At 48.2% G+C, this 16,148-nt stretch carries 19 protein-coding genes and 1 tRNA gene; 11 read left to right on the forward strand and 9 right to left on the reverse strand.

The window, feature by feature from the left end; translation table 11 throughout:
- Nucleotides 1-388 precede the first annotated feature (388 nt).
- The 6 genes from AB8809_RS06980 to AB8809_RS07005 all read left to right on the forward strand — a co-directional run bounded on the left by AB8809_RS06980 (nucleotide 389) and on the right by AB8809_RS07005 (nucleotide 6,132).
- Nucleotides 389-1,453 (forward strand): ABC transporter substrate-binding protein, encoded by a 1,065-nt coding sequence (locus AB8809_RS06980; RefSeq protein ID WP_349855813.1) that lies wholly within the window; start codon nucleotides 389-391, stop codon nucleotides 1,451-1,453.
- On the forward strand, nucleotides 1,450-2,487 hold the full coding sequence (locus tag AB8809_RS06985; RefSeq protein WP_349855812.1) for an iron ABC transporter permease: 1,038 nt from the start codon (nucleotides 1,450-1,452) through the stop codon (nucleotides 2,485-2,487). Before AB8809_RS06980 ends, AB8809_RS06985 begins: the two co-directional genes overlap by 4 nt.
- Nucleotide 2,488: 1 nt before the next feature.
- Nucleotides 2,489-3,259, forward strand: coding sequence for an ABC transporter ATP-binding protein (locus tag AB8809_RS06990; RefSeq protein WP_349855811.1), 771 nt, complete (start codon nucleotides 2,489-2,491; stop codon nucleotides 3,257-3,259).
- The gene (locus AB8809_RS06995) at nucleotides 3,256-3,990 is read left to right on the forward strand and encodes a molybdate ABC transporter substrate-binding protein (protein WP_349855810.1); all 735 of its coding nucleotides are present in this window, start codon (nucleotides 3,256-3,258) and stop codon (nucleotides 3,988-3,990) included. The genes AB8809_RS06990 and AB8809_RS06995 overlap by 4 nt, the downstream gene beginning before the upstream one ends.
- Before the next feature lie 120 nt (nucleotides 3,991-4,110).
- Complete coding sequence (gene dbpA / locus AB8809_RS07000; protein ID WP_015841032.1) at nucleotides 4,111-5,493, forward strand: ATP-dependent RNA helicase DbpA; 1,383 nt, start codon at nucleotides 4,111-4,113, stop codon at nucleotides 5,491-5,493.
- Between the two features lie 66 nt (nucleotides 5,494-5,559).
- Nucleotides 5,560-6,132: an alpha/beta hydrolase gene (locus AB8809_RS07005; protein ID WP_349855809.1), complete on the forward strand. Its 573-nt coding sequence runs from the start codon at nucleotides 5,560-5,562 to the stop codon at nucleotides 6,130-6,132.
- Nucleotides 6,133-6,237: 105 nt separating this feature from the next.
- On the opposite strand, the gene AB8809_RS07010 is transcribed toward AB8809_RS07005, so the two are convergent.
- Both AB8809_RS07010 and AB8809_RS07015 read right to left on the reverse strand, forming a co-directional pair.
- Entirely contained in the window at nucleotides 6,238-6,432 is a 195-nt protein-coding gene (locus AB8809_RS07010; protein WP_349855808.1) for a hypothetical protein, read from the reverse strand.
- A gap of 35 nt (nucleotides 6,433-6,467) precedes the next feature.
- Nucleotides 6,468-6,815, reverse strand: a complete 348-nt coding sequence (locus AB8809_RS07015) for a hypothetical protein (protein WP_349855807.1) — start codon at nucleotides 6,813-6,815, stop codon at nucleotides 6,468-6,470.
- 526 nt (nucleotides 6,816-7,341) lie between these two features.
- On the opposite strand from AB8809_RS07015, the gene AB8809_RS07020 reads away from it, so the two are divergent.
- From AB8809_RS07020 to AB8809_RS07030, 3 genes are all read left to right on the forward strand, one after another.
- Nucleotides 7,342-7,608, forward strand: a complete 267-nt coding sequence (locus tag AB8809_RS07020) for a hypothetical protein (protein WP_181845358.1) — start codon at nucleotides 7,342-7,344, stop codon at nucleotides 7,606-7,608.
- Between the two features lie 125 nt (nucleotides 7,609-7,733).
- On the forward strand, nucleotides 7,734-8,489 hold the full coding sequence (locus tag AB8809_RS07025) for a hypothetical protein (protein WP_015841028.1): 756 nt from the start codon (nucleotides 7,734-7,736) through the stop codon (nucleotides 8,487-8,489).
- 211 nt (nucleotides 8,490-8,700) lie between these two features.
- Nucleotides 8,701-9,492: an NPP1 family protein gene (locus AB8809_RS07030; RefSeq protein WP_015841027.1), complete on the forward strand. Its 792-nt coding sequence runs from the start codon at nucleotides 8,701-8,703 to the stop codon at nucleotides 9,490-9,492.
- A gap of 103 nt (nucleotides 9,493-9,595) precedes the next feature.
- Here AB8809_RS07030 and AB8809_RS07035 read toward each other — a convergent pair whose 3' ends face one another.
- Nucleotides 9,596-10,792 (reverse strand): MFS transporter, encoded by a 1,197-nt coding sequence (locus AB8809_RS07035; RefSeq protein ID WP_182099862.1) that lies wholly within the window; start codon nucleotides 10,790-10,792, stop codon nucleotides 9,596-9,598.
- Between the two features lie 82 nt (nucleotides 10,793-10,874).
- Here AB8809_RS07035 and AB8809_RS07040 point away from each other — a divergent pair, with 82 nt between their 5' ends.
- Nucleotides 10,875-11,372: an Lrp/AsnC family transcriptional regulator gene (locus AB8809_RS07040; protein WP_180777616.1), complete on the forward strand. Its 498-nt coding sequence runs from the start codon at nucleotides 10,875-10,877 to the stop codon at nucleotides 11,370-11,372.
- A 90-nt stretch (nucleotides 11,373-11,462) separates the two neighbouring features.
- Here the strand turns inward: AB8809_RS07040 and AB8809_RS07045 are convergent, their stop codons facing one another.
- The 4 genes from AB8809_RS07045 to AB8809_RS07060 all read right to left on the reverse strand — a co-directional run bounded on the left by AB8809_RS07045 (nucleotide 11,463) and on the right by AB8809_RS07060 (nucleotide 14,254).
- The gene (locus AB8809_RS07045) at nucleotides 11,463-12,266 is read right to left on the reverse strand and encodes a hypothetical protein (RefSeq protein WP_349855806.1); all 804 of its coding nucleotides are present in this window, start codon (nucleotides 12,264-12,266) and stop codon (nucleotides 11,463-11,465) included.
- Entirely contained in the window at nucleotides 12,263-13,060 is a 798-nt protein-coding gene (locus tag AB8809_RS07050) for a lysozyme inhibitor LprI family protein (protein WP_349855805.1), read from the reverse strand. The genes AB8809_RS07045 and AB8809_RS07050 overlap by 4 nt, the downstream gene beginning before the upstream one ends.
- Before the next feature lie 22 nt (nucleotides 13,061-13,082).
- The gene (locus AB8809_RS07055) at nucleotides 13,083-13,709 is read right to left on the reverse strand and encodes a hypothetical protein (protein ID WP_349855804.1); all 627 of its coding nucleotides are present in this window, start codon (nucleotides 13,707-13,709) and stop codon (nucleotides 13,083-13,085) included.
- An 83-nt stretch (nucleotides 13,710-13,792) separates the two neighbouring features.
- Nucleotides 13,793-14,254 (reverse strand): N-acetyltransferase, encoded by a 462-nt coding sequence (locus AB8809_RS07060; RefSeq protein ID WP_225182260.1) that lies wholly within the window; start codon nucleotides 14,252-14,254, stop codon nucleotides 13,793-13,795.
- Nucleotides 14,255-14,368: 114 nt separating this feature from the next.
- Between AB8809_RS07060 and AB8809_RS07065 the strand changes: the two genes are divergently transcribed.
- The gene (locus AB8809_RS07065; protein ID WP_349855803.1) at nucleotides 14,369-14,671 is read left to right on the forward strand and encodes a hypothetical protein; all 303 of its coding nucleotides are present in this window, start codon (nucleotides 14,369-14,371) and stop codon (nucleotides 14,669-14,671) included.
- A 120-nt stretch (nucleotides 14,672-14,791) separates the two neighbouring features.
- Here the strand turns inward: AB8809_RS07065 and AB8809_RS07070 are convergent.
- Nucleotides 14,792-14,866, reverse strand: a tRNA-Arg gene (locus AB8809_RS07070).
- A 93-nt stretch (nucleotides 14,867-14,959) separates the two neighbouring features.
- Nucleotides 14,960-15,880, reverse strand: coding sequence for a formate/nitrite transporter family protein (locus tag AB8809_RS07075; protein ID WP_349855802.1), 921 nt, complete (start codon nucleotides 15,878-15,880; stop codon nucleotides 14,960-14,962).
- Nucleotides 15,881-16,148: the final 268 nt, after the last annotated feature.

Consider the following 16,148-nt stretch of genomic DNA (forward strand, 5'->3'; position numbering starts at 1 on the left):
TTCAAACACTCGGCACGTCGTGGGCCTCACCCTGCGGGCCAACGCTTTGCGTTGTTCAAAACGCTAACGTTTTGTCCTGCAACTCGAATTATTTAGGTATGCACATTCAATGATGGGATCACTCTACGCGATTAATAGTGAGAATAAATATCATTTTTTTAACGTAATAATTCAGTTTATCTGACCAAACGTTAGCAGAATAAATAATCTCTTTAGCCAAGGATTTCTGGCTGTGTTCACGTAAATAGCGCGCTTGTTATTTAAGAAATAATGCTCCCGGCTTATCTACCTCAAAATTGGTATCTAAATATTATTATGAGCGAGATCAGTATTTTCTTTTTCGCCGTCGCTGTATCATTTGATATATAGCGAAAATCAGGATACCAACATGATAAAGAAATTTGGCTACACGCTGTGGTTTGTCGGGCTGTTTTTGGTGTTTTCCAACGCAGGGGCGGCGCGTCAGGTGACCGATCAACTCGGACGCAATGTGACGATTCCCGACCATGTTAATCGCGTGGTGGTGTTGCAGCATCAAACCTTAAACCTGCTGGTGCAATTGGATGCACAAGAGAGCGTGGTCGGTGTGCTTTCCAGTTGGAAAAAACAGCTAGGTGCACATTATTTGCGGCTGGCTCCGCGTCTGGCGGATTTGCCGATGCCGGGCGATCTCACTCAGGTTAATATTGAAAGCCTGCTGAAGCTGTCGCCGCAGGTGGTTTTTGTCGCTAACTATGCGCCACCGGAAATGATTGCGCAGATTGAGCGGACGGGCATTCCGGTCGTGGCGATCTCGCTGCGTCAGGATCAGCCGGGAGAAGCTGACAAAATCAATCCCACGATGAGCGATGAAAACACGGCGTATAACGAAGGGCTAAAAGCAGGGATTCGGTTGATTGGTGACGTGGTCGATCGCCAGAAACAGGCGGAAGAACTGATCGACTATACATTTACGCAGCGGCAAAACGTGAGTACGCGTTTGGCGTCCATTCCAGAAGAGAAGCGTATCCGTGTCTATATGGCTAACCCCGATTTGACAACCTACGGTTCAGGGAAATATACCGGCCTGATGATGTCGCATGCAGGGGCATTGAATGTCGCGGCGGCATCGATCAAAGGCTTCAAACAGGTGTCGATTGAAAACGTACTGGCCTGGAACCCGCAGGTGATTTTTGTGCAGGATCGCTACCCGGATGTTGTGAAGCAGATCGTTAACGATCCGGCCTGGCAGGCGATTGATGCGGTGAAACAGCATCGTGTATATCTGATGCCGGAATACGCCAAAGCCTGGGGCTATCCGATGCCTGAAGCGTTGGCGATTGGCGAACTGTGGATGGCGAAAAAGCTGTACCCTGAGCGTTTTGCCGATGTCGATATGCAAAAAGCCGCCGATGAGTATTATCAACGCTTCTATCGTATGGACTACCGTGCGGAAGCCGCCGCGGCGCAATGAGTTATCGCACCTATCGGATCACGCTGCTGACGGTGGTTGTGTTCACGCTGTTGATTGCTGTGTGCTCGCTGGGGATAGGGCGTTTTAGCTTATCCCCGTGGCGCATCTTCCAAATCCTTATCGAACCGCTGTCTGGCAACGATCTGCTGTTCGGAAAAAAACTGCTGCTTGGGGATATCGAACAGCAAGTGGTGTGGAGCGTACGTCTACCTCGCGTGTTATTAGCCTGGTGTGCGGGCGCGGCGCTAGCGCTGAGCGGGGCCACGCTGCAAGGCGTTTTCCGTAACCCGCTGGTCGATCCGCATATTATCGGCGTGTCTGCTGGCGCGGCTTTCGGCGGCACGTTAGCGATTCTATTAAGCTGGACGCCGCTGTTTTTGCTGCTGTCTGCATTTACGTTCGGCATGCTGGCGCTCTTGCTGATTTTCATGATGGCCGCCGCATTCGGTAAGCAGAACGTGCTGATCCTGATTCTGGCCGGTGTCATCCTCAGCGGCTTTTTCGGCGCGCTGGTCAGCCTGATGCAATATCTGGCGGATACCGAAGAGAAGCTGCCAAGCATCGTTTTCTGGCTGCTGGGCAGTTTTGCCACGGCACACTGGAATTCGCTGGTCGCAACTGCGGTGCCGCTAGGTCTTGCGGGCGGGCTACTGCTGCGACTGCGTTGGCACATTAACGTGTTGTCGATGGGCGAGCAGGATGCGCGTGCGTTGGGTATCGCTGTGCAGCCCTTGCGCTGGCTGATTTTGAGTCTATGCGCCGCGATAGTCGCTGCGCAGGTGGCGGTCAGCGGTAGTATTGGCTGGATTGGGCTGGTTATTCCTCATGTGGCGCGTATGTTGGTGGGAGCCGATCACCGTCGCCTGCTGCCAGTGTCGCTGTGGCTGGGCGGAGGTTTTATGGTGCTGGTGGACGATCTGGCACGCACGCTCAGTGAAGCCGAGATTCCGCTGGGTATTCTGACAGCGTTGCTTGGCGCACCACTTTTTGCCGTGCTGTTATATAAAACGCAGCGGCAGGAGAGAGGACGCTAGCATGCCGACGATCAGGTTATCGACAGAAAGTCTGGTGTATGGTTACCGGCAGGGGCAAGGTTTTTTTGCACCGCTGAATTTGTGTTGTCGGGAAGGGGAAATCACGGCGATTCTGGGCGCGAACGGCAGAGGAAAAACGACGCTGTTGAATACGCTGATGGGACATTTATCACCACTTTCCGGGACGATCCAGCGGGATGGACACATTGGCTTTGTGCCGCAGATATTTACACCGCCGTTTTCCTACAGTGTTCTGGATATGGTGCTGATGGGGCGTGCGGCGCATGTGCGGCTGTTTGCCATGCCTTCCGCGCATGACATCACCGTTGCCCGGAATGCGCTGACCATGCTGGGGATCGCGTCCCTTGCTGAATGTGAGTTTAGCGCGTTGTCCGGCGGACAGCGGCAGCTCGTGCTTATCGCGCGTGCATTAGCTTCGGAGTGTCAAATGCTGATTCTGGACGAACCGACGGCAGCGCTTGATGTGCAAAATCAGGCGCAGGTGCTGCGGTTATTGAAGCATCTGGCTAAAACGCAGCACCTGAGCATCCTGCTGACTACGCACGATCCTTCACACGCGCTGGTCATTGCGGAGCAGGCGCTGCTGCTGATGGATCATCAGCATTACCTTTATGGTCGCTGTGATGAGGTTGTGACGGAGGAAACGCTATCGCGCCTGTACGGCATTCCGATGCGGCAGGTCTGCGTGGAGATGTCGCCGCAGCCTTATCGTGCGCTGATTCCGATATTGACGATGACGGAGCCATTATGACCGATCCCCTTCGCTTATATGCGGCTGGCAGCCTGCGCCTTGCCTTGACGCCTTTGTTGGCGACGTTCGGCGAACGCTATGCGGTGGATGTCGCGCCGACTTTTGGCCCGGCGGGACTGCTGAGTGAAAAAATAATACATGGCGACGCGGTAGATATTTTCGCATCGGCAAACTGCGCGCATCCTTTACGCTTGAAAGCGCTGGGGCTGGCGGAGGAAACCACCGTGTTTACGCGCAATCATCTTTGTATTGTGATGCGTAACGTGCCGGAGCTCACCACGCAATCCTGGCTGATGGCGCTCCTTGACCCACGTTTTGTGCTGTCAACTTCCACGCCTGGCAGCGATCCCGGCGGGGACTATGCGTTCCAGCTCTTTGATCGCATCGAACGTTTGCATCGGGGCTGGGGGAATCAACTACGTGACAAGGCGAAACCGCTGGTGGGCGGGGGGCTCGAACAGGCGATTCCGGCGGGCATGACGGCCGGAAGTTACCTGATTCGGAGCGGGCAGAGCGATATGCACATTAGCTATGCCAGCTATTTGCCGTTACTGCTTAATCAACCTGATCTACATGTGGTTCATTTGCCCGATCCGTATCGTATCGATGCCGAATACATGTTGGCTATCATGAAACCGGCCCGGCGTGAAGCGCGGCTGCTGGCGAACTACCTTTTATCGCCTGAAGGGCAGAGTTTTCTGGTGAACAAAGGATTCGCCTCACTGTTTTAGCCGTGGAGCGAGAGGTAAATCGGTCAACGATGACGAACTCTGCTATGATTGCGGCATATTTGCGTCGCTCTTTGGCTCGGCGTCACCTTTCATTATCTCGTCCTTGGTAGAGTAATCACTGTGAGTACAACCTCTTTTTCTTCCCTCTCGCTGCCAGCAGAGCAGTTATCCAATCTTAATGAACTGGGTTATACCGACATGACGCCCGTTCAGGCGGCGACGTTGCCAGCCGTTCTGAGTGGTGCAGATGTGCGTGCCAAGGCGAAAACCGGTAGCGGTAAAACAGCGGCGTTCGGCATTGGGTTACTGGATCGTATTGTCGTGAGCGACTTTACTACGCAGGCGCTGGTGCTGTGCCCGACGCGTGAACTGGCCGATCAGGTCAGCAAAGAGCTGCGTCGTCTGGCCCGTTTTGCGCAAAACATTAAGATCCTGACGCTATGCGGCGGTCAGCCGATGGGGCAGCAGCTCGATTCTCTGGTTCACGCTCCGCATATTGTTGTCGGGACGCCAGGGCGTATCCAGGATCATTTACGTAAGCAGTCACTGTCTCTGGATAGCCTGAAAGTACTGGTGCTGGATGAAGCAGATCGCATGCTGGACATGGGTTTCACCGATGCGATTGATGATGTGATTTCCTATACGCCGTCCGATCGTCAAACCTTGTTATTTTCTGCCACGTATCCGGAAGAGATCGAACAGATCAGCGCGCGCGTTCAGCGTCAACCGCAGCGTTTCGAGATTGCAGACGACGTGAAAGAGTCGGCCATCGAACAACGCTTCTACGAGACGACGAAAGAGCAGCGATTGCCACTGTTGATTTCCATTCTGGGTCATCATCAGCCTTCGTCCTGTGTCGTGTTCTGTAACACCAAGCGCGACTGCCAAAGCGTGTTTGATGCACTGGATATGCGTGGGATTAGCGTATTGGCGCTGCATGGCGATCTGGAACAGCGCGATCGCGATCAGGTTCTGGTGCGTTTTGCTAACCGCAGTTGCCGCGTGCTGGTAGCAACCGATGTGGCGGCTCGTGGGCTCGATATCAAAGAGCTTGAGCTGGTCGTGAATTTTGAGCTGGCTTTCGATCCTGAAGTGCACGTTCATCGTATTGGCAGAACGGGCCGTGCGGGTATGCAGGGTCTGGCTGTCAGCCTGTGTACGCCACAGGAAATGAACCGCGCTAATCTGATTGAAGACTATCTCGGTATGCGAATTAAGTGGGCTGCGGCGGATAGCCTTGACCGCACTGGCGAGGTTACGCTGGAACCTGAGATGATGACGCTGTGTATTGATGGGGGCAGAAAAGCGAAAATCCGCCCTGGCGATATCCTCGGCGCATTAACTGGCGATGCAGGATTAACCGCGGCAGAAGTGGGGAAGATTGATATGTTTCCGCTGCATGCTTATGTCGCTATCCGTAAAGCCAGCGCTAAACGCGCATTGCAGCAGCTCCAGAAAGGTAAAATCAAAGGAAAAAGCTGCAAGGCCAGATTGTTAAAGTAATCGGTGGCTGATATACCAGACAGGGTAGGATGAGGTTGCTGGGTAACAGACAGGAGTGTTAAGGGCGTGCAGACAACAGAAATCGATCGGCGGCTGACGGAAGTGAGCCAGCAGCTAACGATGGTGCTGGTGCCAGGATTGCGAGACAGCGATGACGAGCACTGGCAGAGCCATTGGGAACGGCGTTTTCCTCACTGGCACCGTATACGCCAGCGGGAATGGTATCAGGCCGATCTGGACCGCTGGGTGTTAGCGATCCGTCGTGAACTTAGCGTCTGTACACAGCCCGTGATACTGATCGGCCATAGCTTTGGCGCACTGGCTTCCTGTCATGCTGTGCAACAAGGTCAGGAAGGGATTGCTGGAGTGATGCTGGTGGCGCCTGCCGAGCCCATGCGCTTCGAGATTGACGAGCGCATTCCGGCTACACCGCTGCCGGTTCCTGCGTTGACTGTTGCCAGCCATAACGATCCTTTAATGAGTTTTACTCGCGCCCAATATTGGGCGCAGGCGTGGGACAGTGAACTGGTTGATGTCGGTGAGGCAGGGCACATTAATGCAGAAGCGGGGTTTGGTCCATGGGAATACGGCCTGACAAGATTAGCTGAGTTTTCAGAGGCACTCATTGCTAGTCGTTAATAGGCCGATTTTCTATTGAGTAACCGCATTCCATTATTAAAGTAACGTTATATTTTCCTTTAATGCCAGGGCAAGGGATTTATTTGTCTTGGCATGCATACCTTATTAAGACAGCTCTTCCCCATTGCCTGAACCATGCAACATTTCCTGAATCTGCTGATAAACTTCGGCCGCAGATAAATTGCTATAGGATGTTTTGCTCTCGAAATGTAATACCTGTTCACCCTCTGAACCATGAAGCGCGCTTATGAGAGCAAGGTCTTCTTGTGTGATGCGCTGTCCCGTAAAGGCATCAAACATTTCAGAATTTCCATCCGGGTACTTAATCACGGAAATCAGTTTGCCGTTGTACAACGGAATTCCCGTTGTACAACGGAATTCCCGTTGTACAACGGAATTCCCGTTGTTGCCAGAGAGTATTCAGTGGCGGCTTTCTGTTGCGCTTTGACCTGTTCAGGCGGGGGAGTATCGTCCTCTGCAGCTGCACGTTTCTTTTGGGAGGACAGCGTAACTTTAGTGCTCTCGTTCGAGCCCTGCATATTTTGAGAGTCGGAGTTTGTTGATGTATCGGTTTTATTCCCCGGGCTGATAGCTGCAACAACGGTTGGGTTGGCAGCAGCACCAATGGGAGGCATGGTCGCCGGGGTTGTCGCACTCACGATTTGAATATCTGGAATCACCACAGTATAACTCCTTCTTATATCTATTTAATGCTGGTAATGGTTTTACCAGTGAGTTACTTCAGTGTGTTAAAACCACATGCGTTAATAACGCAGTTGTTGACAGTCAGAACATCAACACAGACAAAATAATTATCTTCCTTAGAAGATGCATCAATCTGCCGGGTATCATTTCCTATTATTCAACAAGATGACATTAACGAAGTGGTTCATTCAGAACACGGTTAATGTAAAACAGTATTTGTGCCAAACACTATTTATGCAAAATGCAATTGCATTAAAAAACACCCTATCGCAAAGGGTATCGGCTGTTTTTTCTGCTTCATTAATATCCAAAAGGCATAAGATTTAACTTTTTGATTACCAATCGTGCGATCTTATGTGACCAAATCTCTCCATTTTTAAAAAATAGAAAGCTATCATGGCATTAGCGCGATGCGGTGATAACGGCTGCCGCGTATGTGCTCTACAAGCGTAGGGGAACGCGATACACTGTTTCCCTTGTCTTTTCCCTGTTTTAAGAAGCGCTATGCCCAGCATTAAACTGACGGTTAACTATTTGTATCGGCAATCTGGTGAAACGCGTGAAGCGTCGCAGGCGACAGCCCGCGTTTTTGTCGGTGATGAACTCATCGCCACGGAGGTGGTTACTGGTATGACGGAAACCCCGGTTAACAAATATTTGCACCACTCAGGATCAGTATCGCTCCCCGTGCGTGTGGAATGGGATTGCGAGGGAACAACAGCGATGACGGCATCTGAAGTGGAAATCTGCCCCTGCTGTCACCATGATTAGCCGGATAGGCTAAGCCGTTTTTGAACGGTTTAGCTTCATGATTTACTTATAATCAACACAACGCGAAGGGTAGATAAACCAACGCATGAGCAGCTTGAAGTATGACGGGTAGACAAGGTGAATGTATGAGAGTAGCGGTATCAACCTTAATAGCCTGTGGACTGTGGACGGCAACCGCGCATGCCGGCTGGTATGTCGTGAGTAATTACGAAGGCCAAATCGGGCCTTATCCGGTGCATTTTTCATTGCAGAAATACAGTACTGATCAGGATAAGAACCTGCTGGGAAGCTACTTTTACGATAAATACCGCGCTCCGATCCCGCTATATGGGCGGCTCTCGGGAACGTCGCTTGCGATCTGCGAAATCCATACTCCGCAGGATTATGATAAGTATATCGTTCAGGGCGTTAAGTCTGACATCGATATGACACATTGTCCGTTTACATTGACGGAAATGGGAGAAGAGCTCCGCGGCGAGTGGTCGAATGGGAAAGCTCGCTATGATGTTAGCTTACGGCGTGTGGCATCCTTTGATGATAGTGAGCAGCCTGCAAAGGTGGAAGGGCAAGTTGATATTCCTTTCTGGGGACAAACCGCGACTCATAGCTTCGTTGGGGTGTATCAAAACAGCGATGCGGGAATGGTTGTTGAGGGGATTAAGGCGATTAACAAGAAGAGTGGTAATGTTGACCAGCTTCTTAAGCCTGATTTTCAGCAGTGCCAGTTTGGTTTTTTTATGACTCCGGTATATATGAATATTGAAAACGGCGCAGATAATCGCAGCATCATGCTGAACTGCTATTCCCACGGCGGAGGTGATATTCTGCTGGAATACCGTTTTGATGCAGCAACGCAGCGTTATGACGTGGTCGGAGAGTAAAAATCCTAACGGTAGGGGATTGATGTTATATATAAATCCCCCACATTATTTTGCATGCTAAATATATTTTTGTTCATTGTTGGAAATAAATGATTTTTATTTCCTTTTCTTTCTTGTTAAAAGTGTTATTTCCTACTCTCGCATCATAGTCACCTTTTGTGACTCATGGCGACATTGCTTTTCAAAGGACTATTTTTCTAAAGGAGTTAATATGCTTTCAGGAAAGAAAACGATTTTGGCATGCTCAATATTGTTCGCGACTTTTTCTTCACACGCAGATAATTTCCCCAAATTGAATCAGGCCCTGCCATCAGGAATTGATGCGCGGGCGATTGCACCGGTATTTGATTTTGATACGGATGGTTGTCTTCCTAGTGCGGGAGTCAGCCGTAATGGTGTGCAGAACGGCGGACTGAAACCAACAGGAAATATTACGGGCGGGTGCCGATGGAGTAACTTTCTCGACTCGTCAAATACCTTGCACCGATACGCCTGTGTTAATTCCGGTGGTTCTCGCTATTGTGGCAGCTTCTATGCGCTCTATTTTCTAAAAGATCAGATATTAAGTGGTGTCAATTCAGGCCACCGCCATGATTGGGAACATGTTGCAATCTGGACTAAAAATGGCGTAGTGACGCACGGTAGTTACAGTGCGCATGGTAAATTGACGACCAAAGATGCATCGAGTATTGATAAGCAGGATGGTCATCTGAAATTTGTTTATCACAAAGATGGCGTATTAACCCATGCTTTCCGTTTTTCTAAAGAGAATGAGCAAGCGGAAAATCCGTATAAGAAATTTGTCACGCCGGATATTATCAGTTGGTACTCGATGTATGGTGATGGCATTAATAATCAAGAGTTACGTAACCGATTAAACGCCTTTGACTACGATTCAGCGTCTATTCCCCTTAAAGACAATAACTTTCTGAATAACCTGAATAATGGTCGACCCGCTGGTTATCCGGAATTTACAGATGCCAGTATAACGGCGTCGAAATAATCATGATGAGAGAGGTGTGGTTACCCATACCTCTCTCTATTTCCGTATTACCTGATGAAATCCCTGTAAAATAACATCTTGCCAAATGGAGTGTGGGAATACATTAATGCCGTTCAGCGTTTGTCGGCGTTTGCCGCGGTAATGTGAACAGGATGGATATCACCACAAAGCCTACTGCTGCGTAGAGTACCGTTGCATATCCCCAATGCAGATAAAGAGCACCAAAAAGCGTATTCCCCACAAAGACGGCCAAATAGGTAACCGCACTGTTCAGCCCCATGATTGCGCCGCGCTTCGAGACATCCGTTGTGCTCAACCCGGTAATCAGCAAATTGACGCACAGGTGATTCGCGGTGCCCAGAAAAAGCATTAGCACGCACACAACAGGTAAGCTATTTCCTGACAGGGCAAAAATCAGATACACCGTCGCTACCGTAAGGAATGAGGCTGGCATCGCCACTCTGGAATTCACTTTACTTATCATGGTATCCAGAAAAGCTGCTGAACCAAACCCAACGCCATAGCAAAGCGCAATCAGGCCGTTAGCACTGAGAGGTTGGTGGAGTTGGTGGTACAGATAGTCACCCAGATAACCATAAACCCCATAAAAGGCGGTCATGAACCCACCACAGGCAGCCAGCAACGGTTTCACGCCGGGCACGCTCAGTGCCGCCAGCGGTGATGATGAAACCCGCGTGGTATTTTCATCCTGATTACTCAGACGAGAAAGGATGACAACAGCCAAAACGGCCAGTGCGCCGATCCCGAGATAAACGACGCGCCAGTGAAATTGCTCTGCCAGAATCGACGCGAGTGAAACGCCGGCGACAAGGCTCAGCGTCCAGCCGGTAAGAACGACGCCAGTTGTTTTGCTTTCCAGCCCTTTGGGGGCGATAGCCGCAGCGGTGGTATAAATCGCGGGAATCGCCACGCCAGATGCGATCCCTGCAATAAGTTGGCTGATGATCAGCCATTCAACGGAAGAGGCCATCGCGCTGGAAAGCAAGGCGACGACCAGTAGAATCATGGCGTTCTTCAACATTCTAAAGGCGCCGAATCGATCGATGTATCGTGCCAGAAACAGAGCGCTTAGTGCGGTTCCCAGGCCAAAGGCGGCTGAGGCCAGCATCACTGACTGCGCGATACTCTTAAATGATGCGGCGATCTCAGGAGCGATAGGGCCCATGAGTAACGAATTCGATCCAATCACGCCGATACAGAACGTCAGGACATAGGCTGCGCCAGGAACACGACGTGTGCGTGAATTGGCATGACATTCGGCATGTTGATGTTGTGACATTGAAATTTCACTTTTTGCTTAATATGATTCGGAGAAAATACTATTAACCAAACAGAATTAGTTTTAAATAAGGAATGAGAGAATGAAAATAAATAAAGATGACATTAAGCAAAAAGCCATTCCTACACGGGATATTGATGCCACTGACCGAAGATTATTAAGGGAATTGGTTGATGATGCGACGTTGAGCTACGCTGAACTGGGGGAGAAAGTCGCGCTTTCTGCTCCCGCCGCGCATGAACGGGTTAAACGGCTTCGGCGCGACGGCGTGATACGGAAAACGGCTGCGCTGCTCGATCCTGTTGCAATAAAGAAGAACCTTCTGGCCTTCGTGCACGTGGACACCAGCGGTTGGGGCGTTTCGTCAGAACTGATGGAGATCACGCATAATTCCGATGTTGAAGAGGTGCATTCGGTTGCTGGCGATGCGGCTCTGATTCTCAAGATTCGCACGGAAGATGCGCAGTCGCTGGAAAAGCTTCTGTTTCAGCTTTACGCGGTGCCTGGCGTCAGCTCAACACGTTCCTATATTGTGTTGTCTACTTATCTTGAGCGGCCTGTACAGCCGAGCGATAGCTGATTGTCTGGTTGAGTCAGTAGGACGAGAGGTTTATATTCAGGCCATTGCTAAGATAGCAGGCAATAGCCTGAAGCAACATCGGCGTTACTATTACTCTTCGCTTGGATCTAAACTTGATACTTGTTCACTCATCGTTGCATTATGGCAGCGATAAGCATGAATTTGTTCTTTAATAGGAAGATTATTCGCCTCTAAGGATTCGACATTACCGCATTTTTTATTTCTTTCTTTAATCCATGTTTCTTGAGACGCATGGAATTTACTCTTTATGTCTTCAGGTGCATCTTCCAATATTCCATATACGTCGGTGAAAAAGAAAAGATATTGTTCTTTTTCATTTTCAAGCGTTTTCTCTTGCGCGGCTTTTGTGATTTTTTCGGCGTTTTCACTGAGCCAAGCTACGCCATAAATTGCTCTGGATAGGGCATCATAGGATTTTTTTTCTACTTTTATTTCTTTTTCATTATCGAGAATACTGAGATCGTAGGCAAATGACGGAATGACGATTTTGTTATCACTGAGCCTATTATCTTTGCTTTCACCTGTTTTAGTAAAAAGGTTATTGCTAATTTTATCCATTTCATCTTTTGTGTACAAAAGATTGTCTTCATTCAGAATGATATCGATGACCTCCTGACTTACGGGAATTTCAACCCGCAGGCTACACGAGAATGCTTTTCCCCAGCGTGGTTGAGTTGATAATTTAGAATAAATCACGTTCACAGTATCAACAGATTGAGAAGGGGAATTATAGAACAGTGTTTTTGCACGATCGGCAAACGTTTTTTTAACGACTTCCACCGCGTTGAGATCGCTGCATTGAAAGTCGTCCTTGGCATATGCTGACGTGCAAGTAAGGATCATTCCAATCATGACATAGTAGAGCTTTTTCATTTCTTGTCCCTGTTTTCAGTCAATCCAAGCTGTACCAGCCTTTCTCTGGTCATCTGCTGTTGGCAGGTATAAATTTTTGCTTGATCTTCCATTGAGCGGTTGTTATTCGTAATAGTTTCTATTGCACCGCATTTTTTATTTTTGTTTTTTATCCACTGCCGTGCATCCTCTTTCAGTTGCCCTTTAATATAATCGGGCAGGTTACTCCAGTAAGCATTTAACGCACTATCAGCCTCTCTGAATTCAACAATGGCTTTAATATATTTAAAACGTGGTGATTGTTCTTCCAGCCTTGCCGCATTTTCTTGTAACCAGGCCAAACCATAAAGTGTGCGTGAGACTGACTCATCGTGTGGATACATAATATTGGCTTCTTTCTGATTATCAGCAATATGAACATTATAATAAACACGGTCTAATGCGATGTATTCATCGCCTTTTTTGTGGAGGTAAAGATTGGAACGGTAAATACTTTTTGCTTTAGGATCTCCGCTCTCCATAATAGGATAGTATTTTAAAAAATTTGACACATCGGATGGGATTTTTATCTTGGCTTTGCCAAAGCAGCTTAGGTTATTTTTTGTTTTAAGTTTTGTGATAATGATGTCGTATTCAAATTCAATTTTTTTAATTGTCTCTAAAGAGACCCGGTCGCTGATGGGTTGTGCTTTCTCTTGATCTTCTTTGATTAACGACTGAATGACGAGAGGACTACGACACACAAGATTATTTGCATTAACATAGTGTGATGAAAGCACTATCAATAATAGAGATGTTATTATGATTTTTATCATTTTCAATTCCATTGAAATCACGTTAGCAGGATATACAGATTCGTTTATCTGACGACGGATATGAGTTAGCGCCGATCATCTTATAGGTCTCATCTGTTTTTTTGAATTGGTAGATATAAGCGCTTTTGCCTGCTTCTTGTCTAAGTTCAGATTCCCTTTCGTTAAGTAGATTGGTGACAATTCCTTTGAGGCCAGGAGGAGAAACGATGTCCATCTGGATATTAATGATACCTGATGACAACATATAGTAATTCATGACGAAGACCGATCCTGCATCCGTGTAGGATTTTTCAAAATATTTTTCTGACGGCGGTAGGTTTTTTATTTCTTGCAGAAATGAAATAAAAGCTGATTTTCCATTTGAACCATTGAAGATAAAACTAGAATCAGATTCAAGTTTTGGCATTATTTCGTTATTTTTATAACTTATTTTATCCTTTTTCGCTATGCTTACACCATAGCTAGCTGGAATAAAATAGGAATCAGTAAGTTCAATAAATTGGTTATAGTCTTTTTGTGATAATTTACTTTTCTGCAACACATTGGTGAAATCTGTCACAAAAGTGGGGAAGTCTTGCGCATATACCCCGTTGGCGAGAGGAAGGAAAAGAATAGGCAAAATGACGCTTTTTATATAACTCCGTTTCATAATAAACACGCATTCCTTACAAATAGTGAATAAATCCTTTTGATATTATAAGGTTATTCATGGTTGTAAGTATATATTGTTTGCTATTCTAGCCGCTGTTGACGCTTCGGGCTGCGTTTCATTTTTAATTCGCTATCAGCGTTATCAATGGTCTGAAAACCTAAACGTTGGTAGAGCGTTATCGCTCTGTTGCCTTTCAAAACACTCAGAGTGACGGGGACGTTGGCTTCATCTGCCTGCCTCAGGAATGTGTGTAATAGCCATGCTGCGATGCCCTGCCCCTGATAGGCTGGCAACATCTGGATTTGTATAATGATCCACTCATTGACGCCCTTGTGCCGTTTGAATAACCCAATAGGTTCAGATCCCATCAGCACAATATGGGCATCGTCATAATGATATTTGACTCGTTGCCAGTGTGCCGAATCATCGGCAATTACACCGGCTCTTTGGAGATGCTCATCCATCGTGGTTCGGCGAAGTTCAAACAGGAACCGCTCGTCCTCCGATGTAGCGGGACGGAGCGTGATATTGCGCCATTCCATATAACCCTCGTATTGTTAGATGAACGTTGTGTGAGTATTCCTCTCCATATTGACAAAATCAGGTAAGTACCATCAAATAATCTTCAGGAATACATATAAATCAAGGAAATAAGTATGAGGTATTTAGGTTTAACGATGGTTTGTTGCGCGGTTCTTTTCTCGCCATTTTCCCTTGCCGTCGATGTGTCTAAAGTTTATGGCAGAATTCAAATTGTTGATTATAATGAAGACTTTAGAGTGCGGATTGTCGACTCGCGCGAGCACCTAAGAGTGCAGGAAGTCACCGCCTTCGCTAACCGCCCAGGGAAATGGGAAATTGTTGATAATTTTCCTGATTTTAAGATTAAAATTGTCGATGTTCACCCTGATTTCGAAATTAGACTCGTCGATAACTTTCCCGGCCCAACCCGACGATAAGCGGCGTTCTTATTCAGATGCTGGTGCGACACTGTAGTTTTTAGTCGACGATATATTCCACTTAACTTTATGATTTTATAAGGGAAGGTGGGGTTTATTAAGTGCTTCGAGAAGTGTGAATGGTGTCCCCAGCAGGAATCGAACCTGCAACTAGCCCTTAGGAGGGGCTCGTTATATCCATTTAACTATGGAGACGTGAAGCCGAGTCATTATACGCATTTTCGCTCTGAGAATAAGCACTTAACGGCGCGTTTGCTCAAAGTGTCGGCAATCAGCGTGGTACTGGCGTTATTTTTCCTCGTTTTCACGCCGTTTTTGGGGTTTTCCGCGGTATGGATTGCTCATGTCGTTACGAATTTGCGCATGGCTGATGAGGGCGAAAATAAAGGTGCCGCCGATGATATTCCCCGCCAGCGTAGGCAAGGCAAACGGCCAGATGAACGCCTGCCAGGGGATGTGGCCAATAAACACCAAATAGAAAATCTCGGAGGCACCGGCCACGATGTGAGTCAGGTTACTGAAAGCAATCATCCAGGTCATCAGGATAATAATCCACAGTTTGGCGGAGTAGGCGCGTGGCAGCATCCACACCATTGTGGCAATAATCCAGCCAGACACAACGGCATTGGCGAACATCTCCGTCGGAGAGTTTTTCATGACTTTCATGGCGATGTCGACTAACGCTTCCCGCGTTTCACCATCAAAAACGGGCATGTAGGTAAAGGCGAGAGCCGCCAAAGCGGTGCCGATCAGGTTGCCAACCAGCACGACAAACCATAATCGACCAAGTAGGTAGACATTGCCGCGCGTGGGTTTATGCATGATGGGGAGCACTGCTGTGACCGTGTTTTCGGTGAACAGCTGCTGACGTGCCATAATGACAATCACAAAGCCTATGGTGTAACCGAAACACTCAAGCAGAAAACCGCCAGGCACGCCAACCAGATGGTTGTGGAGCATGCCGACCGCCATGAATGAGGTTCCCATCGAAATGCCTGCGGCAATCGCCGACCACAGTAACGCCATCGCATCGCGTTCCAGCTCCTTTTGTCCTTCCTGACGAATCTCTTCGTGGATTGCTGCGGCAGGAGAGGGTAAGCGATCTTCATCCACGTTGATCGCTTTTCCCTGCGTGCTTTCGTCGCTCTCTACCGCAACGTCCTTTTCTTGCTCTGGCTGGGTTTGCCTGGATTTTGAAGATGAATTCATAGTGATTCTCTCGACGAGTGGGTCGGTTGGCGCTTGGCTAACGGAACTGAAGACCGGGGCAAGCATCGACAGCCCTGCTGATAAGCGTAGTCAGTTTTTACACTATGGGATGGTGCGGCGTAGCTCACTGGTTTAGGCTGGCGGTGCTATGCTGTGAGTGGAGCAATGAAAGACTGGGCCATCGTCCACGCTGGAGCGCGTGTCGCAACGATGCCGTGAGCTGCCCCATAAGAAAAATGGCAATCCTCTGAAAATACAGTAATACGTA

Source organism: Pectobacterium aroidearum, from assembly GCF_041228105.1.
Lineage (GTDB): Bacteria > Pseudomonadota > Gammaproteobacteria > Enterobacterales > Enterobacteriaceae > Pectobacterium > Pectobacterium aroidearum.